29 protein-coding genes are annotated in these 24,789 nt (G+C 69.0%); 9 read left to right on the forward strand and 20 right to left on the reverse strand.

Annotated features, from left to right (window positions below; translation table 11 throughout):
- Window positions 1-96: 96 nt before the first annotated feature.
- The 3 genes from QZM67_RS26430 to gloB form a co-directional block, all read right to left on the reverse strand.
- Entirely contained in the window at window positions 97-1,314 is a 1,218-nt protein-coding gene (locus QZM67_RS26430) for a nitrate/nitrite transporter (protein WP_301807854.1), read from the reverse strand.
- Between the two features lie 159 nt (window positions 1,315-1,473).
- Window positions 1,474-3,033 carry a transglycosylase SLT domain-containing protein gene (locus QZM67_RS26435; RefSeq protein WP_301807856.1) on the reverse strand — a complete coding sequence of 520 codons (1,560 nt, stop codon included), beginning with the start codon at window positions 3,031-3,033 and terminating at the stop codon, window positions 1,474-1,476.
- Between the two features lie 151 nt (window positions 3,034-3,184).
- Window positions 3,185-3,991, reverse strand: coding sequence for a hydroxyacylglutathione hydrolase (gene gloB / locus QZM67_RS26440; protein WP_089450242.1), 807 nt, complete (start codon window positions 3,989-3,991; stop codon window positions 3,185-3,187).
- Window positions 3,992-4,009: 18 nt separating this feature from the next.
- On the opposite strand from gloB, the gene QZM67_RS26445 reads away from it, so the two are divergent.
- From QZM67_RS26445 to dnaQ, 3 genes are read left to right on the forward strand one after another with little or no spacing between them, the layout of a single operon-like run.
- The gene (locus QZM67_RS26445) at window positions 4,010-4,822 is read left to right on the forward strand and encodes a class I SAM-dependent methyltransferase (RefSeq protein ID WP_186248481.1); all 813 of its coding nucleotides are present in this window, start codon (window positions 4,010-4,012) and stop codon (window positions 4,820-4,822) included.
- The gene (gene rnhA / locus QZM67_RS26450) at window positions 4,819-5,262 is read left to right on the forward strand and encodes a ribonuclease HI (RefSeq protein WP_039347704.1); all 444 of its coding nucleotides are present in this window, start codon (window positions 4,819-4,821) and stop codon (window positions 5,260-5,262) included. The genes QZM67_RS26445 and rnhA overlap by 4 nt, the downstream gene beginning before the upstream one ends.
- A gap of 37 nt (window positions 5,263-5,299) precedes the next feature.
- On the forward strand, window positions 5,300-6,034 hold the full coding sequence (gene dnaQ / locus QZM67_RS26455) for a DNA polymerase III subunit epsilon (RefSeq protein ID WP_301807862.1): 735 nt from the start codon (window positions 5,300-5,302) through the stop codon (window positions 6,032-6,034).
- Between the two features lie 34 nt (window positions 6,035-6,068).
- Here dnaQ and QZM67_RS26460 read toward each other — a convergent pair whose 3' ends face one another.
- Window positions 6,069-6,401 carry a YnfA family protein gene (locus QZM67_RS26460; RefSeq protein WP_301807865.1) on the reverse strand — a complete coding sequence of 111 codons (333 nt, stop codon included), beginning with the start codon at window positions 6,399-6,401 and terminating at the stop codon, window positions 6,069-6,071.
- Between the two features lie 539 nt (window positions 6,402-6,940).
- Between QZM67_RS26460 and proP the strand changes: the two genes are divergently transcribed.
- Window positions 6,941-8,428, forward strand: a complete 1,488-nt coding sequence (gene proP, locus QZM67_RS26465) for a glycine betaine/L-proline transporter ProP (RefSeq protein WP_301807868.1) — start codon at window positions 6,941-6,943, stop codon at window positions 8,426-8,428.
- A gap of 109 nt (window positions 8,429-8,537) precedes the next feature.
- Here the strand turns inward: proP and QZM67_RS26470 are convergent, their stop codons facing one another.
- Both QZM67_RS26470 and QZM67_RS26475 read right to left on the reverse strand, forming a co-directional pair.
- Window positions 8,538-8,744 (reverse strand): hypothetical protein, encoded by a 207-nt coding sequence (locus tag QZM67_RS26470; protein WP_174957200.1) that lies wholly within the window; start codon window positions 8,742-8,744, stop codon window positions 8,538-8,540.
- A gap of 173 nt (window positions 8,745-8,917) precedes the next feature.
- Window positions 8,918-9,547 (reverse strand): glutathione S-transferase family protein, encoded by a 630-nt coding sequence (locus tag QZM67_RS26475; protein WP_301807874.1) that lies wholly within the window; start codon window positions 9,545-9,547, stop codon window positions 8,918-8,920.
- Between the two features lie 172 nt (window positions 9,548-9,719).
- On the opposite strand from QZM67_RS26475, the gene QZM67_RS26480 reads away from it, so the two are divergent.
- Complete coding sequence (locus tag QZM67_RS26480) at window positions 9,720-10,937, forward strand: polyhydroxyalkanoate depolymerase (RefSeq protein ID WP_301807879.1); 1,218 nt, start codon at window positions 9,720-9,722, stop codon at window positions 10,935-10,937.
- Window positions 10,938-10,944: 7 nt separating this feature from the next.
- On the opposite strand, the gene QZM67_RS26485 is transcribed toward QZM67_RS26480, so the two are convergent.
- The 11 genes from QZM67_RS26485 to madL all read right to left on the reverse strand — a co-directional run bounded on the left by QZM67_RS26485 (window position 10,945) and on the right by madL (window position 19,716).
- Window positions 10,945-11,589, reverse strand: coding sequence for a phosphoribosyltransferase (locus QZM67_RS26485; RefSeq protein WP_301807882.1), 645 nt, complete (start codon window positions 11,587-11,589; stop codon window positions 10,945-10,947).
- 125 nt (window positions 11,590-11,714) lie between these two features.
- Window positions 11,715-12,236, reverse strand: coding sequence for a phospholipase D-like domain-containing protein (locus QZM67_RS26490; RefSeq protein ID WP_043182250.1), 522 nt, complete (start codon window positions 12,234-12,236; stop codon window positions 11,715-11,717).
- A 117-nt stretch (window positions 12,237-12,353) separates the two neighbouring features.
- Window positions 12,354-13,286, reverse strand: a complete 933-nt coding sequence (gene mdcH / locus QZM67_RS26495; RefSeq protein WP_301807885.1) for a malonate decarboxylase subunit epsilon — start codon at window positions 13,284-13,286, stop codon at window positions 12,354-12,356.
- Complete coding sequence (gene mdcB / locus QZM67_RS26500; RefSeq protein ID WP_301807888.1) at window positions 13,283-14,149, reverse strand: triphosphoribosyl-dephospho-CoA synthase MdcB; 867 nt, start codon at window positions 14,147-14,149, stop codon at window positions 13,283-13,285. The genes mdcH and mdcB overlap by 4 nt, the downstream gene beginning before the upstream one ends.
- Window positions 14,146-14,814, reverse strand: a complete 669-nt coding sequence (gene mdcG, locus QZM67_RS26505) for a malonate decarboxylase holo-[acyl-carrier-protein] synthase (protein WP_301807891.1) — start codon at window positions 14,812-14,814, stop codon at window positions 14,146-14,148. Before mdcG ends, mdcB begins: the two co-directional genes overlap by 4 nt.
- Window positions 14,801-15,508, reverse strand: a complete 708-nt coding sequence (gene mdcE, locus QZM67_RS26510) for a biotin-independent malonate decarboxylase subunit gamma (protein ID WP_301807893.1) — start codon at window positions 15,506-15,508, stop codon at window positions 14,801-14,803. Before mdcE ends, mdcG begins: the two co-directional genes overlap by 14 nt.
- The gene (locus QZM67_RS26515) at window positions 15,495-16,439 is read right to left on the reverse strand and encodes a biotin-independent malonate decarboxylase subunit beta (RefSeq protein WP_301807897.1); all 945 of its coding nucleotides are present in this window, start codon (window positions 16,437-16,439) and stop codon (window positions 15,495-15,497) included. Before QZM67_RS26515 ends, mdcE begins: the two co-directional genes overlap by 14 nt.
- Window positions 16,436-16,750 (reverse strand): malonate decarboxylase acyl carrier protein, encoded by a 315-nt coding sequence (mdcC, locus tag QZM67_RS26520; protein WP_301807899.1) that lies wholly within the window; start codon window positions 16,748-16,750, stop codon window positions 16,436-16,438. Before mdcC ends, QZM67_RS26515 begins: the two co-directional genes overlap by 4 nt.
- Before the next feature lie 10 nt (window positions 16,751-16,760).
- On the reverse strand, window positions 16,761-18,407 hold the full coding sequence (gene mdcA, locus QZM67_RS26525) for a malonate decarboxylase subunit alpha (RefSeq protein ID WP_043182239.1): 1,647 nt from the start codon (window positions 18,405-18,407) through the stop codon (window positions 16,761-16,763).
- 134 nt (window positions 18,408-18,541) lie between these two features.
- Complete coding sequence (madM, locus tag QZM67_RS26530) at window positions 18,542-19,309, reverse strand: malonate transporter subunit MadM (protein WP_175024344.1); 768 nt, start codon at window positions 19,307-19,309, stop codon at window positions 18,542-18,544.
- Between the two features lie 11 nt (window positions 19,310-19,320).
- Complete coding sequence (gene madL / locus QZM67_RS26535) at window positions 19,321-19,716, reverse strand: malonate transporter subunit MadL (protein WP_034186756.1); 396 nt, start codon at window positions 19,714-19,716, stop codon at window positions 19,321-19,323.
- Window positions 19,717-20,043: 327 nt separating this feature from the next.
- On the opposite strand from madL, the gene QZM67_RS26540 reads away from it, so the two are divergent.
- Both QZM67_RS26540 and QZM67_RS26545 read left to right on the forward strand, forming a co-directional pair.
- Window positions 20,044-20,892 carry a LysR substrate-binding domain-containing protein gene (locus tag QZM67_RS26540; RefSeq protein ID WP_043182232.1) on the forward strand — a complete coding sequence of 283 codons (849 nt, stop codon included), beginning with the start codon at window positions 20,044-20,046 and terminating at the stop codon, window positions 20,890-20,892.
- Between the two features lie 180 nt (window positions 20,893-21,072).
- Window positions 21,073-21,354, forward strand: a complete 282-nt coding sequence (locus QZM67_RS26545; protein ID WP_175024346.1) for a DUF4148 domain-containing protein — start codon at window positions 21,073-21,075, stop codon at window positions 21,352-21,354.
- A gap of 34 nt (window positions 21,355-21,388) precedes the next feature.
- Here the strand turns inward: QZM67_RS26545 and QZM67_RS26550 are convergent, their stop codons facing one another.
- Window positions 21,389-22,306, reverse strand: a complete 918-nt coding sequence (locus QZM67_RS26550) for a 3-hydroxyacyl-CoA dehydrogenase NAD-binding domain-containing protein (RefSeq protein WP_043182228.1) — start codon at window positions 22,304-22,306, stop codon at window positions 21,389-21,391.
- A gap of 247 nt (window positions 22,307-22,553) precedes the next feature.
- Here QZM67_RS26550 and QZM67_RS26555 point away from each other — a divergent pair, with 247 nt between their 5' ends.
- A complete protein-coding gene (locus QZM67_RS26555) occupies window positions 22,554-22,994 on the forward strand; it encodes an Hsp20/alpha crystallin family protein (RefSeq protein ID WP_301807906.1) in 441 nt (146 codons plus the stop codon).
- Between the two features lie 16 nt (window positions 22,995-23,010).
- On the forward strand, window positions 23,011-23,421 hold the full coding sequence (locus QZM67_RS26560; RefSeq protein WP_043182225.1) for an Hsp20/alpha crystallin family protein: 411 nt from the start codon (window positions 23,011-23,013) through the stop codon (window positions 23,419-23,421).
- Between the two features lie 86 nt (window positions 23,422-23,507).
- On the opposite strand, the gene QZM67_RS26565 is transcribed toward QZM67_RS26560, so the two are convergent.
- Both QZM67_RS26565 and QZM67_RS26570 read right to left on the reverse strand, forming a co-directional pair.
- On the reverse strand, window positions 23,508-23,843 hold the full coding sequence (locus QZM67_RS26565) for a zf-TFIIB domain-containing protein (protein WP_175024349.1): 336 nt from the start codon (window positions 23,841-23,843) through the stop codon (window positions 23,508-23,510).
- Between the two features lie 91 nt (window positions 23,844-23,934).
- The gene (locus tag QZM67_RS26570; protein ID WP_301807912.1) at window positions 23,935-24,690 is read right to left on the reverse strand and encodes a TerC family protein; all 756 of its coding nucleotides are present in this window, start codon (window positions 24,688-24,690) and stop codon (window positions 23,935-23,937) included.
- Between the last annotated feature and the right edge of the window lie 99 nt (window positions 24,691-24,789).

The following is a 24,789-nucleotide window of genomic DNA, read 5'->3' on the forward strand; positions in this document are numbered from 1 at the left end:
GGCCGTCCGATCGTGCGCTCGCCATGCCCGGCGGCACGACGCAACGCGCTGCGGCCCCGTTTCCGCGGCCGCCCTACCCGCCAGCGTACCGCCGGATCAGTGTGCTTGACCAGCGCCGCGCGCGGGCCAGACGTACCAGACCGCGCTCGCGAGCTGCAGCGCGAGCAGCACGCCCCACGCGGTGAAGTGCGCGGCGGCCGGATAGCGGCCGTCGACCGCGGGCCAGTGCGACAGCACCGCGCCGACGCCGATCTGGAACGCAAAGATCAGCAGGAAGATCACGAGCGTGAGCGTCGTGTTCGCGCGGCCGATCAGATGAGCGGGGAAATGCCCGGCCATCACCGCGTAGGTCAGGATGCCGACACCGCCGAACATTCCGTATGCCGCCCACAGCACGGCCGGCGGCAACGGCACGCCGGCGACGATCGCGGCCTGCGTCGCGACGAACAGCGCCATGCCGACGCCGCAGAATGCGTACACGGACACGCCGCGCCGCTCGAGCACCCGCGCCGCGGCGCCGAAGCCGACGCAGCCGGCCATCATCGCGAAGCCGAGCACCGACACGAGGCGCGCGGCATGCGGCGCATCGAACCCCGCGACATCGCGCAGGTACGGCCCGACCCACAGCGACTGCATCGCGTAGAACACGCCCTGCGTGACGACGGAGAACGACGAGATCTTCCAGAACGCGCGGCTGCTCAGAATATGCCACGTGCCCTTGAACTGGCTCACGAGCCCGCCCTGATGGCGCACCTGCTTCGCTTCCGGCGCGCCCAGGCCGATCGATGCCGCGACGATCACCGTCAGCACCGCGAGACCGAAACAGATCGCGCGCCAGCTCGTCCAGCCGAGCAGCCAGGTCAGCGGCGAGCCGACCATCACGCCGCCGAGGCCGCCAACGGCCATCACGAGGCCGTTGACGAGCGGCAGCCGGCCGACCGGGAAATGCTGCGCGAGCGCCTTGAACGCCGCGCCGAGGCACACCGATACGCCGACGCCGATCAGCAGCCGGCCGACCATCATCGTGCCGAGGTTGTGCGCGGCGCCGAACACGGCCGCGCCAGCGGCCGCGAACAGCAGCATGCCGGCCGTCACGCGGCGCGAGCCGAAGTGGTCGAGCATCACGCCGGCCGGGATCTGCGCGCCCGCGAAGCCGAGGAAATAGAGACTGGTGAGCAACCCGAGATCGGCGGCCGACAACCCGAGCTCGTGCGTGACGAACGGCGCGAAACCCAGATTGACGCCGCGAAACACATACGACACGAAATACCCGACCGAAAACAGCGCGAGCACCCTCACCTGCACCGACGACATCGCTTCCCCTCGTTATATGAAGACATTCGAAGCAGCACCCCCCCGCGCCGCGCACAAACAAAAACGCCGTCACCTCGGTGACGGCGTTTCGTCGCATTTCGTCGGATGATAGCGCAATCGTGCGAACCAGGCCGGCCGCACGATGCGTTCGCGGCTGCGTTACTTCTTCTTGCCCTTGTGCGCAGCGGCCTTGGCCGGGGCCGCCTTCGCCGATTTGGCCGTCGGCTTCGCCGCGCCGCGCTTCGCGCCGTGCGACTTGCCGCCTACCGCCAGGCTCGCGCGCTCAATGTGCGCACCGGCGGCCGACGTCGCGATCCGCTCCGGGCCGGGTTCCGCCGGCACCGAACGGCCGACCGGCACGTGCAGCACAAGCGCCTGGCCCGGCATCACGAGATCGCGGTGCGTGCGGTTCCACGCCTTGAGCTGGCCGACCGACACGCCGTAGCGGCCGGCGATCGCCGCCATCGACTGCTTGCGGCGCACGCGGATCAGCATCTTGCGCGTATCGGGTACGTCGGGTTCCATCGCGAGCGCGCCGTTTTCGGCGACGTCCGCGCTGATGTCTTCGTCGTCGTCATCGCCGCGCGGCACGACGATCGTCGAGCCCGGCTTCAGGCGCATGCCGGCCGGGATCTTGTTGATCGACATCAGCGTATCGGCGTCCACACCGATCTTCTCGGCGATCGCGGCCGGACGCGCACGCTCGCTGACCGTATAGGTGGTCCACGACGAAAGCTGACCGTTGTAGGCCTTCAGGTTCTTCTCGAACGCAGACGCGTTGTCGAACGGCAGCAGGATCTGCGGCTCGGTCGCGCCAAGGATCACCGGCTTCGAGAACGACGGGTTCAGCGAGCGGAATTCGTCGAGCGACAGGTTCGCGAGCTTCGCGGCCACCGCCACGTCGATGTCGCGCGACGTCGTGACCGTCACGAAATACGGGTGGTTCGGGATGTCCGGCAGCGTCAGGCCATACTGCTGCGGATTCGCGATGATGTTCTTCACCGCCTGCAGCTTCGGCACGTAGTTGCGCGTCTCGTTCGGCATCCGCAGGCTCAGGTAGTCGGTCGGCAGGCCGGCCGCCTGGTTGCGCGCGATCGCGCGCTGCACGTTGCCCTCGCCCCAGTTGTACGCGGCCAGCGCGAGATACCAGTCGCCGAACATGTCATGCAGGCGCGACAGGTAGTCGAGCGCGGCGCTCGTCGACGCGAGCACGTCGCGGCGCTCGTCCTGCCACATGTTGCGTTTCAGGTTGTACGTGCGGCCCGTGCCGGGCATGAACTGCCACATGCCGGCCGCCTTCGCGACCGACAGCGCCTGCGGGTTGTACGCGGACTCGATGAACGGCAGCAGCGCGAGCTCGGTCGGCATGTGACGCGCTTCGAGCTCCTCGACGATGTGGTACAGGTACTTCTGCGAGCGCTCGGTCATGCGCTGCACGTAATCCGGGCGCTGCGTGTACCACGTGGTCTGCATGTCGACGAGGTCGGTCTGCAGGTCGGGCATCTGGAAACCGCGGCGGATGCGACCCCAGAGATCGGAGTCTGCACTGGTCAGGTCGCCGACGGATTGCTTGTCGACGTCGACAGTTTCTTTGGCGGTGGCTGATTTACGGAGGTAGTTGGACGTCGCCTGCGAATCGGCGGCGTTGTTGGCGACAGGGGCCTGGCTCGCACAAGCGGCGAGCAGCAGAACCACCATCGCACTCAATATAAGTCGCATGAAAATCTCTGCTTCCGACGGCTGGAAATTGCAGGCGATACTACGGAAGTGCGTGCTTCACGTCAATAAAAACACCGAAAACTCAGCGAAATCCTACATTTGGAGCAATTTTTACAGATACCGCTTGAGCTTTGGAGTCCTCCGAAAATCGTCATCGGAACCGGTTTTTCCACTCGCGCATCAGCGTGAACGCCGTCAGACGATCCGGCACCGTTTCGTGCAGTTCGGCCTCGAGCGTCGCGCGGATCGCATCGCTGTCCGCACGCATGAACGGGTTAACGGCACGCTCATGCGCGATCGTAGTGGGCAGGGTCGGCACGCCGCGCGCACGCCGCGCCTGCGCGTCGTCGCGCCACGCGGCGAGCGCCGCATTGCCGGGCTCGCATGCGAGCGCGAAGCGGATGTTCGACAGCGTGTATTCGTGTGCGCAATGCACGTGCGTGTCGCCCGGCAGTGCCGCGAGCGCGTCGAGCGACGCGAGCATCTGCGCGGGCGTGCCTTCGAACAGACGGCCGCAGCCGCAGGAAAACAGCGTGTCGCCGCAGAACACGTGCGGCGCCGCGTTGCCCTGCCCGGCCGCCTGGAAATACGCGATGTGGCCGCGCGTATGGCCCGGCACGTCGAGCACGTCGAACGTCGCGGCGGGCGCGTCGAGCGTTACGCGCGCGCCGCCTTCGAGCGGCTGCGTGACCACGCCGATCGCCTCGGCGGCCGGGCCGTAAACGGGCAGCGGCACATCGTCCGGTTGGCTATCGCGCAGCGCCGCGACACCGCCGACGTGGTCGGCGTGATGGTGCGTGAGTAAAATAGCGGTCAACCGCCAGCCTCGTTCGGCAAGAACCCGGCGCACCGGCGCGGCTTCACCCGGATCGACGGCGATCGCATCGCGGCCGTCCGAGACGAGCCAGATATAGTTGTCATCGAATGCCGGAACCGGCACGTATTCCAGCTCGTTCATGGGCGCGCAATCATCGTTATGTCTGACCGTCAAATTATAGACTGGCCCGCCTGGACCGACTCACCGCCCGGCCGCTACGTGCTGGGCTGGGAACAGGCGCAGCTCGACCGGATCGTGTCCGACGTCTTCGGGTTCCACGCGCTGCAGCTCGGCCTGCCGCAGCTCGACGCGCTGCGCGAGAACCGCATGCCGTATCGCGGCCTCGTGCTCGATCCGGCGAGCGGCGCGAGCGCGCCGTACCAGTATCCGTGGGCGCGCGAAGCGCATGCGCCCGAGCACGCGCCCGCCGACCGCAGCACGACCTGGTGCGACCTGCTCGACCTGCCGTTCGAGTCGCAGAGCGTCGACCTGATCGTGATGCCGCACACGCTAGAATTCACGTCCGACCCGCACCGCCTGCTGCGCGAGGCCGAGCGCGTGCTGATGCCGGAAGGCCAGCTCGTGATCACCGGCTTCAATTCGCTCAGCCTGTGGGGCATGCGGCAATCGTTCGGGCGCATGGCGAACCGTCCGTTCGTGCCGGCCACGCGCGACCAGATCGCGTTCATCCGGCTCAAGGACTGGATCAAGCTGCTCGGCTTCGACCTCGAACGCGGCCGCTTCGGCTGCTACCGGCCGCCGCTCGTCACCGACAAGTGGCTGGCCCGCTACGGCTTCATGGAGGCCGCCGGCGACCGCTGGTGGCCGATCTTCGGCGCCGTCTACATGGTGACGGCCGTCAAGCGCGTGCGCGGCATGCGCCTCGTCGGCCAGATCCGGATGAAGAAGCCCGTGCTCGCACCGGGCCTGACGCCGGCGGCCTCCCCGACCACTCATCAAGAACATTCATGACTACCGATACCATCGACATCTATACCGACGGCGCCTGCAAGGGCAACCCCGGCCCCGGCGGCTGGGGCGCACTGATGCGCTACGGCGACAAGGAGAAGGAGCTGTTCGGCGGCGAGCCGAACACGACCAACAACCGCATGGAGCTGATGGGCGTGATCGCCGCGCTCGAAGCGCTGAAGCGGCCGTGCCAGGTAATCGTGCATACCGACTCGCAATATGTGCAGAAAGGCATCAGCGAGTGGATCCACGGCTGGAAGAAGAAAGGCTGGGTCACCGCGGCGAAGACGCCCGTGAAGAACGCCGACCTGTGGAAGCGGCTCGACGCGCTTGTCGCGCAGCACGAGGTCGAGTGGCGCTGGGTCAAGGGCCACGCGGGCCATCCCGAAAACGAGCGCGCGGATGCGCTCGCGAATCGCGGCGTCGAATCGCTCACGGCCTGAACGCGGGCCGCCCCCTGTTTTTTACGTTTTTCCCGACATGCGCCAGATCATTCTCGATACCGAAACCACCGGCCTGAACGCCCGCACGGGCGACCGCCTCATCGAAATCGGCTGCGTCGAGCTGCTGAACCGGCGGCTCACCGGCAACAACCTGCACTTCTACGTGAACCCCGAGCGCGACAGCGATCCGGGCGCGCTGGCGGTGCACGGGCTCACGACCGAATTCCTCAGCGACAAGCCGAAATTCGCGGAAGTCGCCGACCAGATCCGCGACTTCGTGAAGGATGCCGAGCTGATCATCCACAACGCGCCGTTCGACCTTGGCTTCCTCGACGCCGAATTCGCGCGGCTCGACCTGCCGCCGTTCACCGAGCAGTGCGGCGGCGTGATCGACACGCTGGTGCAGGCCAAGCAGATGTTCCCCGGCAAGCGCAACTCGCTCGACGCGCTGTGCGACCGCTTCGGCATCAGCAATGCGCACCGTACGCTCCACGGCGCACTGCTCGACTCGGAGCTGCTCGCCGAGGTGTACCTCGCGATGACGCGCGGCCAGGACAGCCTCGTGATCGACATGCTCGACGACGAAGCGGCCCACGGCGGCGCCGGCAACGGTCAGCGTGTCGCGCTGGCGTCGCTCGACCTGCCGGTGGTGGCGGCCAGCGACGACGAGCTCGCCGCGCACCAGACACAACTCGACGAACTCGACAAGTCGGTCAAGGGTACCTGCATATGGCGCAAGTCCGCCGACGCGGGCGCCGCCGAAACGACTTGACCCACACGGCACGCGGCACGCGCCGCGGCCGCGCTCACGCGCGCGGCTGCAGCGCGATGACCGCCATGCCGCCAAGCGCGAGCGCCGCGCCGGCCACGTCCCAGCGGGTCAGCGCGACGCCGTCGACCACCCGCAGCCAGACCAGCGCCACCGCGATATACACGCCGCCGTACGCGGCATAGGTGCGCCCCGCCGCACTCGGGTGCAGCGTCAGCAGCCACGCGAACAGCGCGAGCGACAGCGCGGCCGGCACCAGCAGCCACACCGGCCGGCCCACCTTCAGCACGAGCCACGGCAGGTAACAGCCGACGATTTCGGCCAGCGCGGTGGCGGCGAACAGCGCCGCGATCCTCATCAGTTCGGTCATCCGGTTCCTCGTGAATTCGGCCCCCGTCACCGGGGGCTGCACGGCCCCGCCGCGCGCCGCCGATCATACCCGAGCCGCCCTAGCCGGATCCCCCGCCAGACGGGCGTTTCCCGGCAATTTGCACGATCATCCGTCATCGTGCTATCATGTCGCCTGTTTCAACATTCAATCTCTGTCTATTCGATTTCGAGAGAAGTCCGTCCGCGCGTTGCGGGCCGGCCCTTCGACCGAAATTGCATCCACAGGAAAGCCCGCCCGACAGGCCCGCTTTTCTCGTTTCGTTGCCCCTTCGGGGCGCTTGCCGGAACGCCGGACATCGTCCGCACCGGCATCTGCCGCCAGCATCACGCGGCCCATTCTTCATGAGCGCACTGTCGCGACGGCCCATCGGGCCCGCGTCGAAGCAGCCCCTTTCGGCCCTTTACCGCCTGTTGTGCAGTAAGTGCTTAAAGGTTTGCCCCGACGCGCAGCACACGACACCGCGCTCGCCGGCAAACCGTGTCGGACGGCCCGCCCGTTCGGCGCAGTCAAAGGAGTGCATGACCTTGACCGCAACACACGTCAGCCCGACCGCTGCTTCCTCCTCCGCTTCGTCGTCCGGCGAAGCTCCGCTCGTCGCGGACGACATAACCGTCGTCGACCAGAGCCTCCTCAAGCGCGCCGTCAGCGCGATGGCCATCGGCAACGCGATGGAATGGTTCGACTTCGGCGTCTACAGCTACATCGCCGTCACGCTCGGCAAGGTGTTCTTCCCGTCCAGCAGCCCGTCCGCGCAGCTGCTCGCGACCTTCGGCACGTTCGCGGCCGCGTTCCTCGTGCGCCCGCTCGGCGGCATGGTGTTCGGCCCGCTCGGCGACCGCATCGGCCGCCAGCGCGTGCTCGCCGCCACGATGATCATGATGGCCGTCGGCACCTTTGCGATCGGCCTGATCCCCAGCTACGCGTCGATCGGCATCATGGCCCCCGTGCTGCTGCTCGTCGCGCGGCTCGTGCAGGGCTTCTCGACCGGCGGCGAATACGGCGGCGCGGCCACCTTCATCGCCGAATTCTCGACCGACAAGCGCCGCGGCTTCATGGGCAGCTTCCTCGAGTTCGGTACGCTGATCGGTTACGTGATGGGGGCCGGCGTCGTCGCGCTGCTCACCGCGTCGCTGTCGCAGGAAGCGCTGCTGTCGTGGGGCTGGCGCGTGCCGTTCCTGATCGCCGGCCCGCTCGGCCTGATCGGTCTCTACATCCGGATGAAGCTCGAGGAAACGCCCGCGTTCAAGCGCCAGGCCGAAGAGCGCGAAGCGCAGGACAAGGCCGTGCCGAAGGCGCGCTTCCGCGAAACGCTGATGCGCAACTGGCGTGCCCTGCTGCTGTGCGTCGGCCTCGTGCTGATCTTCAATGTGACCGACTACATGGTGCTGTCGTACCTGCCGAGTTTCATGTCGTCGACGCTGCACTTCGACGAATCGCACAGCCTCGTGCTCGTGCTGATCGTGATGGTGCTGATGATGCCGCTGACGCTCGCCGCCGGCCGCCTGTCCGACCGGATCGGCCGCAAGCCGGTGATGCTCGCCGGCTGTGTCGGGCTGCTCGCGCTGTCGATCCCGTCGATGATGCTGATCCATGCGGGCACCACCGCGTCGGTGTTCGGCGGCCTGCTGATCCTCGGCGTGCTGCTGTCGTGCTTTACCGGCGTGATGCCGTCGGCGCTGCCGGCGCTGTTTCCGACCGAGATCCGCTACGGCGCGCTCGCGATCGGCTTCAACGTGTCGGTGTCGCTGTTCGGCGGCACGACGCCGCTCGTCACCGCGTGGCTCGTCGAGGTCACGCACAACCTGATGATGCCCGCGTACTACATGATGGGCGCCGCCGTGATCGGTATCGTGTCGGTCGTCGCGCTCGCCGAAACCGCACGCCAGCCGCTGAAGGGCTCGCCGCCGGCCGTCGCGACGCGCCGCGAAGCCCACCAGCTCGTGCGCCAGATGCGCGAGGACGACGAATCGGACATGTACGGTGTCGTGTCGCCGGCACGCGCCTGAGCGTCGCCCATGAAAAAGCCCCGGCCGAAGCCGGGGCCCGATCGAACCCGATCCGCCCGACCGGCTTGCGCCGGCCGGGCTTTTTTTCATCTGTGCGCTGCGCGCGCCATCATGCCTGCGCTTCGCAGTGGCGGCAGAAAATCAGTGCGCGCGAGCGCGACACGGCTGCCTGCGCGCCACGCGCCGCGACGATCAGCCCGACCTGACTGAGATTGAAATCGCGCTCGACCATCAACTGCGTCAGCGCGGCAAGCGGCAACACGACGGACGGGTGGTACAGGCTCGATTCGATCAGGGCTTTCATCATCGGCTCCATCAGGCAATGCGTGATTCGATGGAGTGGATTCTAGGGACCGGCCGCTTCCGGATAAACAGCACGAATGCGAAGTCACTTGTCGGCCGCTGCGAACAATCGGCAAAGGCTTGCCTGGCAAGGCTGAGCAGGCGGCGGGCAACGGCACGGGGCCGCGTCGCGCGCCGCCGTGACGCCTAGACGAGCGGCGTTTCGACGAACGCCGGCAGCGCTTCCGCCCGCGCCGAATGCGCGGCCAGTGCCGGATAACGGGCCGGATCGATCCGCGCGAGCACCGGGTAGTCGGCCGCCATGAACTGCGTGAAGCGCCATGCCACCGCGACCGTCACGTCGGACTGCAGCAGGCGCGCACCGCCGAACCAGCCGTTCGCGGCCGCGACGAGCGGTTCCAGTGCGCCGTATGCGCCCTCGATCTGGCTCAGCACGCGCTCGAGCCACGGCGCGTGCTGCTTGTCGGCCGGACGCAACGCCTGCTCGTAGACCACCTGCACGGTCTTCTCGGCGGCCGCCAGCGCAAAGCCGGCCGGCACGAGCGCGCGCAGCCGCGCATCGGCGGCATCGGGCAGCAGGCGCCGCTCGGGCGCGACCAGGTGATCGAGATAGTCGACGATCAGCGACGAGTCGATCAGCGTCGCACCGTCGCCGGTCACGAGCGTCGGCGCCTTGACGACCGGGTTGATCGCCCGGAACTGCTCGAAATGACGGAACACCGAGAGCGACTCGTGTTCGAACGGGAGGTCGAGCAGCTTCGCCGAAATGGCGACACGACGCACGAACGGGGAATCCAGCATGCCGATCAGCTTCATCGCAAACGCTCCGCTTGAGGGGAATGGGATCGACGACTGTAGCAGCGTCGTGTGGCTTCGCCTAGCGCGCCCGTGCGCTTGATACGCATCGGCCGACCGCGCGCGGGGCTCACGTTGTCCGGCCACAGTGACCATAATGCAAGTTCACGCCCCTTCCGCCCCAAGGTTCGCCATGTGGTATGCCCTCGTCGAGCAGCAGCGGGAATGGATGCGCGCCTGGCGCGCGGCGACGCGGCACGCGTTCGACGCGTGGCCCGCGGCCACGCTGCCGCATGCCGCGTCGTCATGCTACGACGACCTGTTCGAGCCGCTGCTCGGGCCGCCGGACGGCCCCCCGCGCTTCGACATCGACTGGCCGTCCGTCGGCGAGCACGTCGTCGCGCGCACGCCGTTCTGCGACCTGCGGCGCTTCACGCGCGCCGATCCGCGACGCACGGTGCTGCTGTGCGCGCCGCTCGCCGGGCACGCGGCCGTGATGATGCGGGAAACCGTCGAGACGCTGCTCGCGGACGGCGACGTCTGCGTGACCGACTGGCGCAATGCACGCGACGTGCCGCTCGCATCGGGCCGCTTCGGGCTCGACGAGTACGTCGCGATGCTCGACGGCTTCGTCGAAGGGCTCGCGCACGACGACCGGCCGCTGCACGTCGTCGCCGTGTGCCAGGCGACCGTGCCGGTGCTCGGCGCGCTCGCCCTGCGCGCCGCTCGCGGCCTCGCACCGCCCGCGAGCGTCACGCTGATCGGCGGCCCGCTCGACGCGCGCCGGAATCCGAGTGCGCTCGGCAGCGCCGCCGCCGCCCACTCGCTCGACTGGTGCCACCGCCACCTGATCGACATCGTGCCGCCTGGCTTCGCAGGGCACGGCCGCCGCGTATTTCCGACCTATCTGCAGCAGGGTGAGATCGCGCTCGTGTACCCGCAGCGCTTCCTGACGCTGATCGAGGCCTACGCGCTGGCCGCGTCGCGCTTCGACATGGCCGGGCTCGCCGGTGCGCGGCGGGCGCTGCTCGAATACACGGCGCTGCTCGACATGCCGGCCGAGTATTTCCTCGATACGGTCGACATCGTGTTCCAGCGCATGAGCCTCGCGCACGGCACGTGGGACGTGGGCGGCCAGCGCGTCGAGCCGGCCGCGCTGCGCGGCATCGCGCTGCTGACCGTCGAAGGCGCATGCGACAAGGTCACGGGCGCCGGCCAGACGCATGCGGCGCTCGACCTGTGCAGCGGCCTCGCCGCCGACGAGCGCTACCGCATCGACATCGACGACTGCGATCACTACGGGCTGTTTACGGGAGCGCGCTGGCACGGGGACGTCCATCCGATGCTGCAGCGCGTGTTCGCGTGGGCCGAAACCCGCCGCCCTCGCCCACGCCGCCTCAGGCGGACGTGATACCGCGTCAGAGCCGGGCGGCGTCGAGTAATGCGCGCACCTCGTCGTCGCTCGTCTGCTCGAAGCGCGCGTAGAACTGGCTGATCCCGAAGAACGACAGCGGCAGCGTCACCGTGACGAACGCGTCGGCCAGATCGTCGAACGCATGCCGTGTGCCCGCCGGCGCGACCGGGGCAGCCGCGACGATCCGCGCCGGATGACGCTCGCGCAACGCCTGCAGCGCGACACGCATCGACGCGCCGGTCGCGACACCATCGTCGATGACGATCGCGATGCGCCCTTCGACCGGCAGCGGCGCCGCGGCACCGCGATACAGCGCTTCGCGGCGATGCAGTTCGGCCGTCTCGCGCGCGATCACATCGGCGAGCTGCTCGCTGGACACGTTCATCGAGCGGAGCACCGAACGCTGCAGATGAATCGCGCCACCCGTCGCGATCGCGCCCATCGCGAGCTCGGGATCGTACGGCACGCCGAGCTTGCGCACGACCAGCACGTCGAGCGGCGCATGCAGCGCGCACGCAACCGGATACGCGACGGGCACGCCGCCGCGCGGCAATGCAAGCACGACGACATCGCCATGCCCCGCGTAATCGCGCAATGCGCCGGCCAGCTGGCAGCCCGCGTCGGCGCGATCGGCAAAACACTCGAACACGATCGGCTCCCTGCCGTTGCGCCGGATGCGCGAAACCCGCGTCGGCGCCTGTCAACGAGCATGGTTCATCGGCCGCGCCGATGCAAGCAGGGTCACACCGGCGCGCGCGGCGCCGAAGGAAAGGGTCAGAGGCCGCCGGCCTGCCGGTACAGCCGCCAGAACGACTGTGCATAGGATTGCGCAAGCTCGGGCGCACGCTGGAACACGTTCACCGTTTCCGCATGCGCGGTTGCGCCTTCGGACAGCGTCGTCAGCGCGACGCTGTCGTCGACGATCACGAAGCGCGGCGCAGGGTCGCCGTGCCGCGAATCGATCGCCACGTCGATACCCGACGATTTCAGATAGCCCGCGCCGCTGTACCTGCCCGCGCGCGGCGAGCGCACGAGCACGACGCGCACCTCGATCCCGCGCGAGCGGGCCGCGCGCAGCGCGCTCGCGACCGCCGGCGGCACGTGCGTATAGCCGGCCAGCAGCACGCGGCGCTGCGCCTGCCCGATCAGGTCGACGGTCGCGTCGGCCGCGGCATTGTCATACGAAAAGTATGTGCCGACCGCTGCGGCATCGGACGGAATCTGGGCGGCGTGGGCGCTCGGCGCGCAGCAAAGCGCGGCGAGAAGGAAGGCGGCGGGTCTCATGGCGGGCGCCATTGTAGCGACGCCAATTCGGGTGGCAAGCGCCGGTTGCGATGCTGCTGCGCCGGCGCAACACACAGCGCAAAACCGGTGCCCGGCGAACGGGTTACAGGCCCTTTTTCACGCCGCCGATCAGCCCGCCGCGACGCGTGCGAGCCAGCTCGCCACGCCGTCGACGGAACGGAAATCCGCGAGGCTGCGCGCCGGCAGCGCCGGATACGCGCCACCGGCCATCTCGGCCAGCGCGCGGCCGGGGCCGAGCTCGAGGAACGCGGTCGCACCGGCCTCCACGCAGGCGGCAAGACAGGCTGCCCACTCGACCGGCTCCGCGATCTGCCGCGCAAGCTTGTCGAGGCCCGCGTCGACGTCGAGCACCGATGCACCGTCGATCCCCGAAAACAGCCGCGTGCCCGGCAGCGGCCGCCGTACCTGCGTCGCGGCGAGCGACGCGCGAAACACCGGCACGGCCGCGGCGAGCCGGCGCGTGTGCGACGCGATCCGCACGCAGACGGGTGCGACGCGCAGCGCGCCGGCGCGCGACGCGTCATCGGCCAGCGCATCGACATCGGCCTGCCGCCCCGCGACCACGAACGCGTCGCCGGGGTTCGCGATCGCGATCGCCGCGTCGCGGCCGTCGCACAACCGCGCGAGCTGCGCGCGCGTCAGGCCGCGCACGAACACCATTCGCTCGTCGCCGCCGCTCGCGTCATCCATCGCACGCGCACGCGCATCGGCCAGGTCGAGCGCGGCTTCCGGTTCGATCATCCCCGCCACGCTCCACGACGCAACTTCGCCGACGCTGTAGCCGGCGACGCAGCGCCGGCGCGGCCACACCGCATCGAGCAGCGCGGCGGCCGCGAGCGCCTGGACGGTGCAGAGGATCTGCGCGGCACGGTTTTCGCGCAGTGCGTCCGGCCCGGCCTGGCGGACCCACGTTCGCGGATCGTCGCCGAGGAGCCGGCCGGCGTGCGCGAACAGCGCGTCGGCCTGCGGCGCGGTGCCGGTGAGATCGAACATGTCCGCGCGCTGCGCGCCCTGCCCCGAACAGAGGATGGCCAGCGTCATCGCGCCTCCCCGTCGGCTTCGAGCGCATCGACGAAAACGCTCATTGCGAGCAGGTCGGCCGCGCCGCCCGGGCTCAGCCGCCGCGCGACGAATGCACGATGCGCGGCGGCCGCGCGCAGCCGCCAGTCGCGCGCGCGCACGCCGCCGCGCGCCACGAACGCGCGTGCGGTCGCCCGCGCGAACTCGAGGCCGGCCTGCCCGCCCCGGTGCAGCAGGTTCGTATCGTCGAGCGCGGCGATCAGCGCGAAGCACGCATCGACGCGCGCGGCTTCCAGGTCGTCAGGCAGGTCGCGCTGCGCGCGACGCAGCGCGGGCAGCCCGACCGCATAGACGGTCGTGAACCCGTCGGCCGCCTCGCGGCGCGCGCCGCCGACGCCGTAGCGGCGGCTCGCGCGTTCGCCGTGGCTGTCGGGCAAACGCGGGCCGCCAAGGATATCGGCGCCCCAGCGACGGGAGACGAACGCGCCGAGCGTCATTCCATCCCGCACGGCCCCCGGCATCGCACGCCGGCCCGCGGCCGCACACAGCAGCCCAAGCCCGAAGATCGCGCCGCGATGCGTATTGACACCGCCGGTCGCCGCGAGCATCGCGTGCTCGGCACGCAGGCCGATCTTGCGCAGCACGGCCATGTCCGCATCGCGCGCGCCCGCGTCGGCCAATTCGGCGAAGTACGGCCGCAGCACCGCGGCGCTGCGGGCAAACGTCGCGGCATCCATGTCCGAATGACTGCCGGTGTCGACATGACTGACGAGCCCCGGCTTCGGATAGGTCTCGATCTCGAGCACGAGGCTGCGCTCGGCCAGTTCGGCGATGCGCTCGGCTTCGGATGGCGCCGCTACGCAGCAGGCAGCCCATGCGCTCATCGTGCGCCTCCGGTGAATCCGTCGGCCGGCATCAATTCGACGGCGATCGCCGTCTTGACGGCGACTTCAGGCTGCCGCGCGTGCAGTTCGCGCCAGTTGACGCCCGCGCCGTCGTCGCGCAGCAGTTCGCCGTCGATGCGCATCGGCGCGCGCGCGTCGATCGCCGCCAGGCCGTCGAGCAGCGGCGCGATCGATGCGGCCTCCGGCAGCGGGAACACGATATCGAGATCGGACGACGCGCCCAGGTAAGGCTCGCCCGTCAGCGCCTGCCATGCGAGGCTGCCGAACACGCGGCCCTGCACGCCGCAACGCGCGCCGAGCGCATCGAGCTCGCGCAACGCCGTGCGCCATGCGTCGGGCGCGGCAGCGAGCACGTCGGACAACGCGGGGAGCGGGCCGACCGTTGCGAGCGCGTCAGCGGCCGCGTTCAGCGCGATGCGCCGCTTGCCCGCGGAAGGCGGCAGCGGCAGGCCGAGCGGCACGCGGCCGGCATCGGCCTCGTCGGGCGACGCGCGGCGCACGATCAGCGGCCAGCCGCGCGCGGCCCATGCCTGCACGAGCGGATCGGCCGCGAGCGCCGGATCGCGCGCGAATGCCGCGCCCCACCCCGCCGCCGTCAGCGTGACGAGCGTGTGGCGGCGCAGCGGCAGCTCAGCGTGCGGCACGCGCGAGTGCCTCGACGCGCTGGGCGACATCGGCGGCAACCGGCCGGCCGCGCGTGGCGCGCCGGTCGACGCGGTCGGCCGGTTTGCCGAGCCATTCACCGACCTGCGCATCGAGTGCGCGGGCCGGATCGAGCACGGCGTCGACGGCGCCCATCTTCACGAGGTTGTCGAGCCCCGGCGCGAACACCGGCGTCGAACGCGACATCTCCTTCAGCACGTCGATCGGCAGCTTGGTCACGCGCGACATCGACGGCAGGTCCATCACCTCCGGCTCGGCGCCCGGCACCGCAAGCAGCGTGCGCGTGGCGAGCGCGGTTGCGATGAACGCGCCAGCGGCCGTGTGGCCGTACAGCACGCCGATGGTCCGGTGCCCGGCGAGATCCGCATGCATCAGGCACTTCGCAAGATGCGACAGTCCTTCGTTCAGGCCGAGCAGTTCGTCGCGCTTGCTCATCCGCTGGCTGTCGCTGTCGACCAGCACGACGATCGGCGTGTCGCCGCCGCGCGCGATCGTATCGAGCACCCGCGCCGCGAGCGTCAGCGCCTCGTCGATGCCGAACGGCAAACGCTCGGCGACGCCGATCACGTCGACGCGTGTGCCGGCCAGTTCCGCGTGGCCGGTCAGCAGGCCACCGTGACGGACGATCGAATGCCCTTGCGGGAACAGTGAATTCAGTACCTCATCGAGCGTCATGCGGGCTCTCCTGCAGTTGGTCCGCGAGCGCGGCGAAGGCATCGTCCGGCAATCCCGGAATCGCTTCGGGCGCCGATGCGCCCAGCGCACGCCACACGTCGAGCGCATCCTTGCACGCACCGAACCGCTCGACGCGCGCTTCGAGGCGCGCCTGTTCCGCGCGCAGCATCGCCGCATCGAACGTCGGCGCGCGGCCGATCAGCGCCAGCGCCGCCGCACGGAATGCATCGGGTGTGTCGGCCACGTAGCGATCCGCGCCGCCGATCAGCCGCCGGTGCTTGCCGCCCATCGTGCGCCAGATCAGCGCGCGGTCCTTCGCATCGAATTCCTCGACGCCACGATTGGTCTCGATCACTTCGGGGCCCGACACGCTGATGCGGCCCTGCTCCGACACCGCGAGCGCCGAGCAGCACGCGGCGAGCAACCCGCCGCCGCCATAGCAGCCCGCGCGCCCGCCGATCAGCCCGATCACCGGTACGCCGGCCGCACGCGCTTCGACGAGCGCGCGCATGATCTCCGCGATCGCGAGTTCGCCGGCATTCGCCTCCTGCAGCCGCACGCCGCCCGTATCGAACAGGATCAGCACCGGCTTGCCGGTTTCGCGCGCCGCACGCAGCAGCCCCGTGAGCTTCGCGCCGTGCACTTCGCCGAATGCGCCGCCCATGAAGCGGCCTTCCTGCGCGGCGACGAACACCGGCTGGCCGTCGAGCCGGCCGTGGCCGACCACCATCCCGTCGTCGAACTGCTGCGGCAGGTCGAACAGCGGCAAGTGCGGGCTCGTCACGCGCTCGGCCGGGCCGAGGAATTCGCTGAAGCTGCCCGCGTCGAGCAGCCCGTCGATGCGCTGCCGCGCCGATGCTTCGTACCAGCTCGCGCCATTCGCGACGAACGCGGGCGTATCGCGCGTATCGTGGATCGCGTCGTTCATCATGCGTCCCCCTCGATTGCCCGCACCGCCTGCGCGAGCCGCAGCGACACCATGTCGGGCCGCGCGCCGCCGTCGTTGATCGACAGCTTCAGGCCGCCCGGCGTGCGCCGCTCGACGAAATCCGTGACGACGGCCTGCCACACCGCGCCGAAACCGACCGCCGCGGTGCGGATGTCGATCTCGCATTCGTTGCCCGGCAGCACGCGCTCGACGAGCACTTCGAGATTCCCGGATGCCACCACGCCGACGAGCGCCGCGGCCTGCTCGCCATTCGCGCGCTCGCGCGCGGTGAAGCGGTAGTTCAACTGTTCCATGCCCTCTTCCTCACCAGTTGCGGAACCGGGCCGGCGGCGCATAGAGGCCGCCCGACCAGTGCACGAGATCCTTGATCGAACGCGCGGCGAGCCAGCGGCGATCGGCGTCGAGCGGATCGATGCCGAGATCCTCCGGACGACGGATCACGCCGCGTTCGCGCAGCCGCTCGACCATCTTCCGGTCGCGGCCGCGGCCGATCTCCGTATAGCCGGCGACGCCGCGGATCGCATGCTCGCGTTCGTCCTTGTCGCGGCACATCAGCAGGTTCGCGATCCCTTCCTCGGTGACGATGTGCGTGACGTCGTCGCCATAAACCATGATCGGCGCGAGGTCGAGCTGCAGCTTGTCGGCGAGCTTCAGCGCGTCGAGCTTCTCGACGAACATCGGCACGTTCTTGTCGCCGAAAGTCTCGCCGATCTGCACGACGAGCTTGCGGCCGCGCCTGAGCGCCGCTGGCGTGTCGGGGTCGGCTTCCGCGCCGGCCTTCAGCCACGGCTCGCTCGGATGACGCCGGCCGCGCGCGTCGCTGCCCATGTTCGGTGCGCCGCCGAAACCGGCAATGCGCTCAGCCGTGACCGTCGACGAATGGCCGGACAGATCGATCTGCAGCGTCGAGCCGATGAACATGTCGCACGCATAGAGCCCGGCCGTCTGGCAGAACGCGCGGTTCGAGCGCAGCGACCCGTCGGGGCCCGTGAACCAGATGTCGGAGCGCGCGCGGATGTAGTCGTCCATCCCGACTTCCGAGCCGAAGCAGTGGATCTGCTCGACCCAGCCCGACTCGATTGCGGGAATCAGCGTCGGATGCGGATTGAGCGCCCAGTGCGAGCAGATCTTGCCCTTCAGCCCGAGCTTCTCGCCGTAGGTCGGCAGCAGCAGCTCGATCGCGGCCGTGTTGAAGCCGATCCCGTGGTTCAGGCGCTTGATGCCGTACGGCTCGTAGATGCCCTTGATCGCAAGCATCGCGGTGAGGATCTGCGTTTCGGTGATCGCGGCCGGATCGCGCGTGAACAGCGGCTCGACGTAGAACGGCCGGCCGGCCTCGACGACGAAATGCACGCGGTCGCCCGGAATGTCGACGCGCGGCACCTTGTCGACGATGCGGTCGACCTGCGCGATCACGATGCCGTCCTTGAAGGCGGTGGCCTCGACGACGGTCGGCGTATCTTCGGTGTTCGGGCCGGTGTACAGGTTGCCGTCGCGATCGGCGCTGACCGCGGCAATCAGCGCGACGTGCGGCGTGAGGTCGATGAAGTAGCGTGCAAACAGCTCGAGATAGGTGTGTACCGCACCGAGCGCGATCTTGCCGCCGAACAGCAGCTTCGCGATGCGCTGCGACTGCGGGCCCGAATACGCGAAGTCGAGGCGCTTCGCGATGCCGCGCTCGAACACGTCGAGGTGCTCGGGCAACACGACGCCCGACTGCACCATGTGCAGGTCGTGCACCTTTGCACTGTCGACGTCGGCAAGCGCCGTCGCGAGCAGGTCGGCCTGCTTCTGGTTGTCGCCTTCGAGGCAGACGCGGTCGCCTGGCCGCAGCACCGCTTCGAGCAACGCCACGGTGTCGCGCGCATCGACCCGCTTGCCCTGCGCGAAACGCGCACCGGCCGCGAGGCGTGCATCGCGCGCCTGCCGCGCGTGATTCCATCCCGTCATGAACAGTTCTCCCGCTTCGATGGTTCAGCGGCATTCTAAGCCTGGCGCCGCCGCCGATTGATGATGTTGACGAATGCGACTCAGAGGACGCCGCGATGGATGCGACCCGCGCACGGGCCGCCCATCGTCCGGGCCTACCCGCCGACCAGCGCGCGCGTCGTGAAGAACAGCAGCGACGGCCCGAGCAGGCAGCCGACGCCCGTATGGAACGTCGCCACCAGCGCGCCGTACGGGACGAGCCGGCGGTCGGTCGCCGCGAGCCCCGCGCTCACGCCGCTGACGGTGCCGGCCAGGCCGCCGAAGATCATCGCGGAACGCGGCGTCTTCAGGCCCATGAAGTTGGCCGCGACCGGCGTGCCGACCATCACGATGATCGCCTTCACGAGCCCCGTCGCGATGCTGAGCGCGATCACGTCGGAGCTTGCGCCGATCGCCGCGCCCGTCACGGGCCCGACGATGTAGGTGACGGCGCCCGCGCCGATGGTCGTCATGCTGACCGCGTCGGTGTAGCCGAACGCGCGCGCGATGCACGCGCCGACGATGAACGGCAGCACGGTGCCGAGCAGCAACGACACGACGCCGACGAGCCCGGCCTTGCGCGCCTCGGTCGGCTGCACTTCGAACGCGGTCGCGACGATCGCGAAATCGCGCAGCATCGCGCCGCCCATCAGGCCGACGCCCGCGAACAGCCGCACGTCGGCGAGCCCCTTCTCGCCGCCGGTGAAGGCGCCGCCGACGTAAGCCAGCGCAAGACCGATCACGATCGCGATCGCGGAGCCGTGCACGCGGCCGAACGTGAGCTTGCGCGACGCGATCGACGACAGCCACATGATCAGGCCGACCAGCGCGAACGACGCGACGAGCCCGTTGTGGGCGACGGTTTTTTCGAGCATCTGCAGCATGGCGGCCTCCGTCACTGTTCTTCGAATTGCGGCACGCCCGCGAAGGCTGTGTCGTCGCGCCCGGTGCGCACGAGTACCGCGATGCAGCATGCGCAGATCGCGACCGCGCCGACGGCGGCCAGCAACGCGACCGGGCCGCCCTTCAGCGCGGCGACGACGTTCTGGTTCGCGGCCATCGCGACGACCACGGGGATGTACATCGCCCCCCAGAAACCGACGCCGGCTTCGGTCTCCTTCGGCAGCCAGCCGCGGCGGTGCAGCCACAGGCGCAGGCAGATCAGCAGCAGCATCGCGATGCCGACGCCGCCGACGTTGGTCTTCACGCCGATCGCGCTGCCGAGCAGGTCGCCGAGGAACAGTCCGGCCAGGTGGCAGAACGCCAGCAGCGCGGTTCCGTAGATGATCATGAGTCGTCTCCAGTCTCTTCGTGACGGGCGCCGGACGCATGCAGGAACCGGCCCCGCACGCCGATCCCGTGCGCGGACTCGTCTCCTGCGGCGGTGCGCCGCGGCCCGGCGGCCCGTCTTGCGGGCGCGTTCTCGGGCGGTCGATGGGATGATGCGGTTTCGGGCCGGACGCCGGATGCCGTAGACTGAATGAGGCAGCCGCCGGCACGACGCGGGCTACGCGCCTGGTGTGCCCCGTTGGGGGCCGCACCGGCGCGTGATCCGATACTAGCGCCGCACAATCCGGCCATTTATGAAGTTGTCGAAACCGATTCAGTGGATTTAGCAATGCGTCCGTTACCGCCCGAGCTGCTGCGCAGCTTCGTCGCCGTCGCCCAGTCCGGCAGCTTCACCGCCGCGTCCGAGCGCGTGAACCTGTCGCAGTCGACCGTCAGCCAGCACATCCGCCGCCTCGAGGAGCTGCTCGATCGGCCGCTGTTCGAACGCGACACGCGCAACGTGCACCTGTCGCAGCACGGCGACGCGTTGTTCCGCTACGCGGTGCGCATCCTCGAACTGATGGACGAGGCCGTCACGTCGGTGTGCGGGCCACCGCTGTCGGGCAAGGTGCGGCTCGCGATGTCGGAGGATTTCGCGTCGGCGCACCTGACGGCCGCGCTCGCAAGCTTCGTGCAGCGCAATCCGGACGTCGAGCTCGCGATCTCGACCGGGCTGTCGGGCGACCTGTTCGACGCGCTCGACGAAGGGCGGCACGATCTCGTGTTCGCGAAGCGCATCGCGGGCAGCCGGCGCGGCCGCGTGATCCGCAGCGAGCCGCTGTACTGGTGCACGGGCCCCGATTCGCGGATCACCGGCCACGAGACCGTCCTGCCGCTCGCGATGCATCCGGAGCCGAGCGTATCGCGCCGCCGCGTGCTCGAATCGCTCGAGGCCGTCGGACGGCCGTACCGGATCGCGGTCGTGAGCAGCAGCGTCGCGGTGCTGCGTGCCGCGGCGAGTGCGGGGCTCGGCGTCAGCGCGTTCGCCGGCTATGTGATTCCGGCCGGGCTCGCGCGGCTCGACGCGGGGCTGCCCGAACTCGGCGAACTCGAATACGTGATCGACCGGCCGGCGGCCGCGTCGCGTTCGACGCTCGCACTCGAAGCCACACTGATCGCGGCGGCGTCGGAGTTGTAACCGCACCGGGCCCGACCCACGCAGAGGCGATCGCGCCCGGTGCCCGCGCCGGCAACTGACAGCTTTGCCCGGAACGCGTCATCGTCCGCGCAGCACCCGCTCGCGACAATGGGACCCATCGGAACGCACGGCCAGCCGCCGCGCGCATCCGGTGTCCCGTCCCCTTGATCGGAGCACGCCATGAATGTCTTGCGATTCGCCGTCGCGACCGCCACCGCCGCCCTGCTATCCCCCGCCTTCGCCCAGACGACCGACGCCGCGGCGCCCGCGCAGGGGCTGACCCGCGCGGACGTGATCGCGCAACTCAAGCAGGCCTATCTCGACGGCGAACTGCCGACGAACGACGGCAACTACCCGCCGAACGCCGCGACACGCGCGCGCAACCGCGAACTGGTGCAGGCCGCGAGCCCGGCCTGGCTCGCGCAGACGCCGCAGGCACCGCAAACCGCCGCGCAGCAGTAGCCGGCGTCGGCCCGTACGCGGCGTCGTAGCGCGATCACGGCAGGAAACTGCGGCGCCGCGCGTCGATCAGTTCGACGAGCAGGCGGTCGCGTTCGGCCGCTAGTTCCTGCATCGAGCGCTCGCCCTGGATCGCGCGCAATTCGTCGTTCAGCTTGCGATCGACGTCCGGATCGAATGAAGGCGTGCCGAGGTCGTCCCACCAGCTCGTGATCGGCCCCGACAGGTGTTCGAGAAAATGCGCGATCCCGCCCGCGCCGCCGCCGAGGTGATAGGTCAGGCACTGCCCCATCAGCCCCCAGCGCAGGCCGGGGCCCCAGGCGACGGCCTTGTCCGCGTCGGCAACGCTCACGACGCCTTCGCCGACGAGGTGATACACCTCGCGGAACAGCGCGGCCGCGAGCCGGTTCGCGACGTGGCCGGTCATCTCCTTGTTGAGAACGATCGTCTGCTTGCCGAGCGCATCGTAGAAATCCTTCACGCGCGCGATCACGTCCTGGCTGGTCGCATCGCCGCCGACCAGCTCGACGAGTGGAATCAGGTGCGGCGGATTGAACGGATGCGCGATCAGGCAACGCTCCGGATGCTTGTCGCATGCGGTCTGGATGTCCGACATTTTCAGGCCGGACGAACTCGACGCGATCGGCACGTGCGCGGGCAGCACATCGTCCATCTGCCGGTACAACTCGCGCTTCAGGTCGAGCCGTTCCGGGCCGTTCTCCTGCACGAAATCGACGCCGTCGAGCGCACGCACGAGATCGGCGTCGAACGACAGCCGCGCGGAAAGCTCGGCGGCCCGATCGCCGAGAAACGCGGCCAGCGCGTCGCGCAGCCGCGTGTCGGCTTGCGGCGCCGGATCGGTCGCGACGACGTCGAAACCCTGCGTCAGATAGAAGGCGGCCCAGCTCGCGCCGATCACGCCGGCGCCGACGATCGCGATGCGTCGAATGTCCATGTTTGTCCCGTGTCGTTGGTCTACAGATAGATCGCGGCGATTGTCGCATCGAATCGCACGGGCCTGCATTGATGCAGATTGCAGATTCCCTCTTGAAATGCGCTGCGGCAGTCACTAATTACACGTCGTCGGGCAGTGCACCATGCAACACACCGCCCCCGTTTCGACCCAGTGGAGTTCCCGCGTCGCGCCCGCCGCAGGCGTCGCGCCGTCACGTCTCCCGCGTTCCCTGTTCAGGAGGACCAACATGAGCGGTATCCATTTCGGCAGCGACCTGTTCGACGAATTCGCCCGCGTGCAGCGGCAAGTAGCGAACCTGCTCGGCGAACGTCCGTCCGGCATTCGCGCGGTGCGTCCCGGCGCGTTTCCCGCGCTCAACGTCGGCGCGACCGACGGCGCGATCGAGATCGTCGCGTTCGCGCCCGGCATGGCCTCGGCCGACTTCGACGTATCGATCGACAAGGACCTGCTGACGATCAGCGGCGAACGCAAGCCGGCGCCGCGCAGCGAAGGCGACGATTTGCGCACCTATGCGCAGGAGCGCTTTCACGGTGCGTTCCGCCGTGTCGTCGAGCTGCCACGGGATGCGGATCCCGACCAGGTCAGCGCCCGCTATGAAAACGGCTGTCTGCTGATTCGCGTCGGCCGGCGCGAGGCATCGAAGCCGCGTGCGATCACCGTTCAATAATATTCAGGATACCGACATGAATGCGAACCCGACCCTGGCCGAGCGTCAGACCAACACCGTTCACCCCGCTGCCGCCGAAGCGGCCCGCCGGCCCGCGATCACGCCGGCCGTCGACATCGTCGAGAATCATCTCGGCGTCACGCTGCGGGCCGACCTGCCCGGCGTGCCGCGCGAGAACCTCGACGTGAAGGTGCACGACAACACGCTGACGATCGAAGCCGACACGCACCTCGACACGCCGGCCGACCTGCGCGTGCGGCATGCCGAGATCCGCGCGACGCGCTACGCGCGCAGCTTCGTGCTGAGCCCCGACCTCGACACGTCGAGGATCGACGCGAACCTGCGCGACGGCGTGCTGACGCTGACGATTCCGCGCCGCGAGGAAACGCGGCCGCGCCGCATCGACGTGACGGCCGGCAACGCGTAAGCATCGGTGCGTGCCGTCATCCCGCACGCATGAAAAAGGCCCGCCGGGTACGCACCCGGCGGGCCTTTTTACGACGTGCCGCGCAATCAGTCGAAGTCGAACAGGTCGAACACCGATTTCTTGCGACGCTGACCGTCGTGCTTGTAGCGATCGTCATGCGAGCGGCCATCGTGCCGGTCACGGTCGTCGTAAGCGCGAGCATCACGCCCCCACCCGCCGTCGTGGCTGCGCGGCGCTTGCGCATCGTGCCGCGCGGGGGTCTCGTCGCGACGCACCGGCGCGTCGCCGGTCTCGCGTGCGATCAGCTTGTCGAGTTCGCCGCGATCGAGCCACACGCCGCGGCAGGTCGGACAGTAGTCGATTTCAATCGACTGGCGCTCGGCCATCAGCAGGTCGGGCGTCTTGCAGACTGGGCATTTCATCGCGCTTCTCCTTTCCGTGCGAATTTCATCTGGATTCCGTATGAGGCACGCGAGGCCGGCCGCCGCGGCGGCCGACGTCACGCGCGGCGGCTCAGTGGCCTTCCGTCCGTGCCGCGCGTTTCGCCTTCGCGCGCCGCGCCAGCATGTTCATGCCCTCGACGAAAGCCGAGAACGCCATCGCCGCGTAGATGTAACCCTTCGGCACATGCGAACCGAAACCTTCGGCGATCAGCGTCATGCCGATCACGACCAGGAACGACAGCGCGAGCATCACGATGGTCGGGTTGCGGTCGATGAAGCGTGCGAGCGGCTGTGCTGCGAACAGCATCACGGCGACGGCGACGATCACCGCGACGAACATGATCGGCACGTGTTCGGTCATGCCGATCGCGGTCACGATGCTGTCGATCGAGAACACGATGTCGAGCATCACGATCTGGCCGATCGCGGCCCACATCGTCAGGCCAACCGCGCCACTGGTACCGCCCGCGCCTTCACCGTCATGCGACACGTGGTGATGGATCTCGGTGGTCGCCTTCCAGACGAGGAACAGGCCGCCCGACAGCAGGATCAGGTCGCGCCACGAGAACGCATGGTCGAACAGCGTGAATACCGGTTCGGTGAGGCTCGCGATCCACGCGACGCTGCCGAGCAGCGCGAGGCGCATCACCAGCGCGAGCGCGATGCCGAGGCGCTGCGTACGGGCACGCTGCGCTTCGGGCAGCTTGTTGCTGAGGATCGAGATGAAGATCAGGTTGTCGATGCCGAGCACGACTTCCATCACGACGAGCGTCAGAAGCGCCGCCCAGACGGCGGGGTCAACGGCAAGCGTCAGCAGGTAGTCCATGAAATGGGCCGATATGAAAGTGGAAAGCCCGATGATAGGTCACCCCGGACTTCGGAAAAATCAGCGAGAATCTGACTTTTAGTTCGGTTTTTCCGAAAT

This window comes from Burkholderia sp. AU45251 (assembly GCF_030482905.1).
Lineage (GTDB): Bacteria > Pseudomonadota > Gammaproteobacteria > Burkholderiales > Burkholderiaceae > Burkholderia > Burkholderia aenigmatica.

Coding starts and splice junctions, on each gene's coding strand:
- QZM67_RS26435 (WP_301807856.1), bottom strand. CDS start 3,033: ATGCGACTTATATTGAGTGCGATGGTGGTTCTGCTGCTCGCCGCTTGT.
- mdcC (WP_301807899.1), bottom strand. CDS start 16,750: ATGGAACAGTTGAACTACCGCTTCACCGCGCGCGAGCGCGCGAATGGC.
- QZM67_RS26515 (WP_301807897.1), bottom strand. CDS start 16,439: ATGATGAACGACGCGATCCACGATACGCGCGATACGCCCGCGTTCGTC.
- QZM67_RS26445 (WP_186248481.1), top strand. CDS start 4,010: ATGTCTGACCGTCAAATTATAGACTGGCCCGCCTGGACCGACTCACCG.
- QZM67_RS26540 (WP_043182232.1), top strand. CDS start 20,044: ATGCGTCCGTTACCGCCCGAGCTGCTGCGCAGCTTCGTCGCCGTCGCC.
- QZM67_RS26565 (WP_175024349.1), bottom strand. CDS start 23,843: ATGAAATGCCCAGTCTGCAAGACGCCCGACCTGCTGATGGCCGAGCGC.
- QZM67_RS26430 (WP_301807854.1), bottom strand. CDS start 1,314: ATGTCGTCGGTGCAGGTGAGGGTGCTCGCGCTGTTTTCGGTCGGGTAT.
- proP (WP_301807868.1), top strand. CDS start 6,941: ATGACCTTGACCGCAACACACGTCAGCCCGACCGCTGCTTCCTCCTCC.
- QZM67_RS26570 (WP_301807912.1), bottom strand. CDS start 24,690: ATGGACTACCTGCTGACGCTTGCCGTTGACCCCGCCGTCTGGGCGGCG.
- mdcB (WP_301807888.1), bottom strand. CDS start 14,149: ATGAGCGCATGGGCTGCCTGCTGCGTAGCGGCGCCATCCGAAGCCGAG.
- mdcE (WP_301807893.1), bottom strand. CDS start 15,508: ATGACGCTCGATGAGGTACTGAATTCACTGTTCCCGCAAGGGCATTCG.
- madM (WP_175024344.1), bottom strand. CDS start 19,309: ATGCTGCAGATGCTCGAAAAAACCGTCGCCCACAACGGGCTCGTCGCG.
- mdcH (WP_301807885.1), bottom strand. CDS start 13,286: ATGACGCTGGCCATCCTCTGTTCGGGGCAGGGCGCGCAGCGCGCGGAC.
- mdcA (WP_043182239.1), bottom strand. CDS start 18,407: ATGACGGGATGGAATCACGCGCGGCAGGCGCGCGATGCACGCCTCGCG.
- QZM67_RS26560 (WP_043182225.1), top strand. CDS start 23,011: ATGAATGCGAACCCGACCCTGGCCGAGCGTCAGACCAACACCGTTCAC.
- QZM67_RS26480 (WP_301807879.1), top strand. CDS start 9,720: ATGTGGTATGCCCTCGTCGAGCAGCAGCGGGAATGGATGCGCGCCTGG.
- QZM67_RS26490 (WP_043182250.1), bottom strand. CDS start 12,236: ATGGCGCCCGCCATGAGACCCGCCGCCTTCCTTCTCGCCGCGCTTTGC.
- QZM67_RS26550 (WP_043182228.1), bottom strand. CDS start 22,306: ATGGACATTCGACGCATCGCGATCGTCGGCGCCGGCGTGATCGGCGCG.
- QZM67_RS26545 (WP_175024346.1), top strand. CDS start 21,073: ATGAATGTCTTGCGATTCGCCGTCGCGACCGCCACCGCCGCCCTGCTA.
- QZM67_RS26460 (WP_301807865.1), bottom strand. CDS start 6,401: ATGACCGAACTGATGAGGATCGCGGCGCTGTTCGCCGCCACCGCGCTG.
- rnhA (WP_039347704.1), top strand. CDS start 4,819: ATGACTACCGATACCATCGACATCTATACCGACGGCGCCTGCAAGGGC.
- gloB (WP_089450242.1), bottom strand. CDS start 3,991: ATGAACGAGCTGGAATACGTGCCGGTTCCGGCATTCGATGACAACTAT.
- QZM67_RS26470 (WP_174957200.1), bottom strand. CDS start 8,744: ATGGAGCCGATGATGAAAGCCCTGATCGAATCGAGCCTGTACCACCCG.
- dnaQ (WP_301807862.1), top strand. CDS start 5,300: ATGCGCCAGATCATTCTCGATACCGAAACCACCGGCCTGAACGCCCGC.
- QZM67_RS26555 (WP_301807906.1), top strand. CDS start 22,554: ATGAGCGGTATCCATTTCGGCAGCGACCTGTTCGACGAATTCGCCCGC.
- madL (WP_034186756.1), bottom strand. CDS start 19,716: ATGATCATCTACGGAACCGCGCTGCTGGCGTTCTGCCACCTGGCCGGA.
- QZM67_RS26475 (WP_301807874.1), bottom strand. CDS start 9,547: ATGAAGCTGATCGGCATGCTGGATTCCCCGTTCGTGCGTCGTGTCGCC.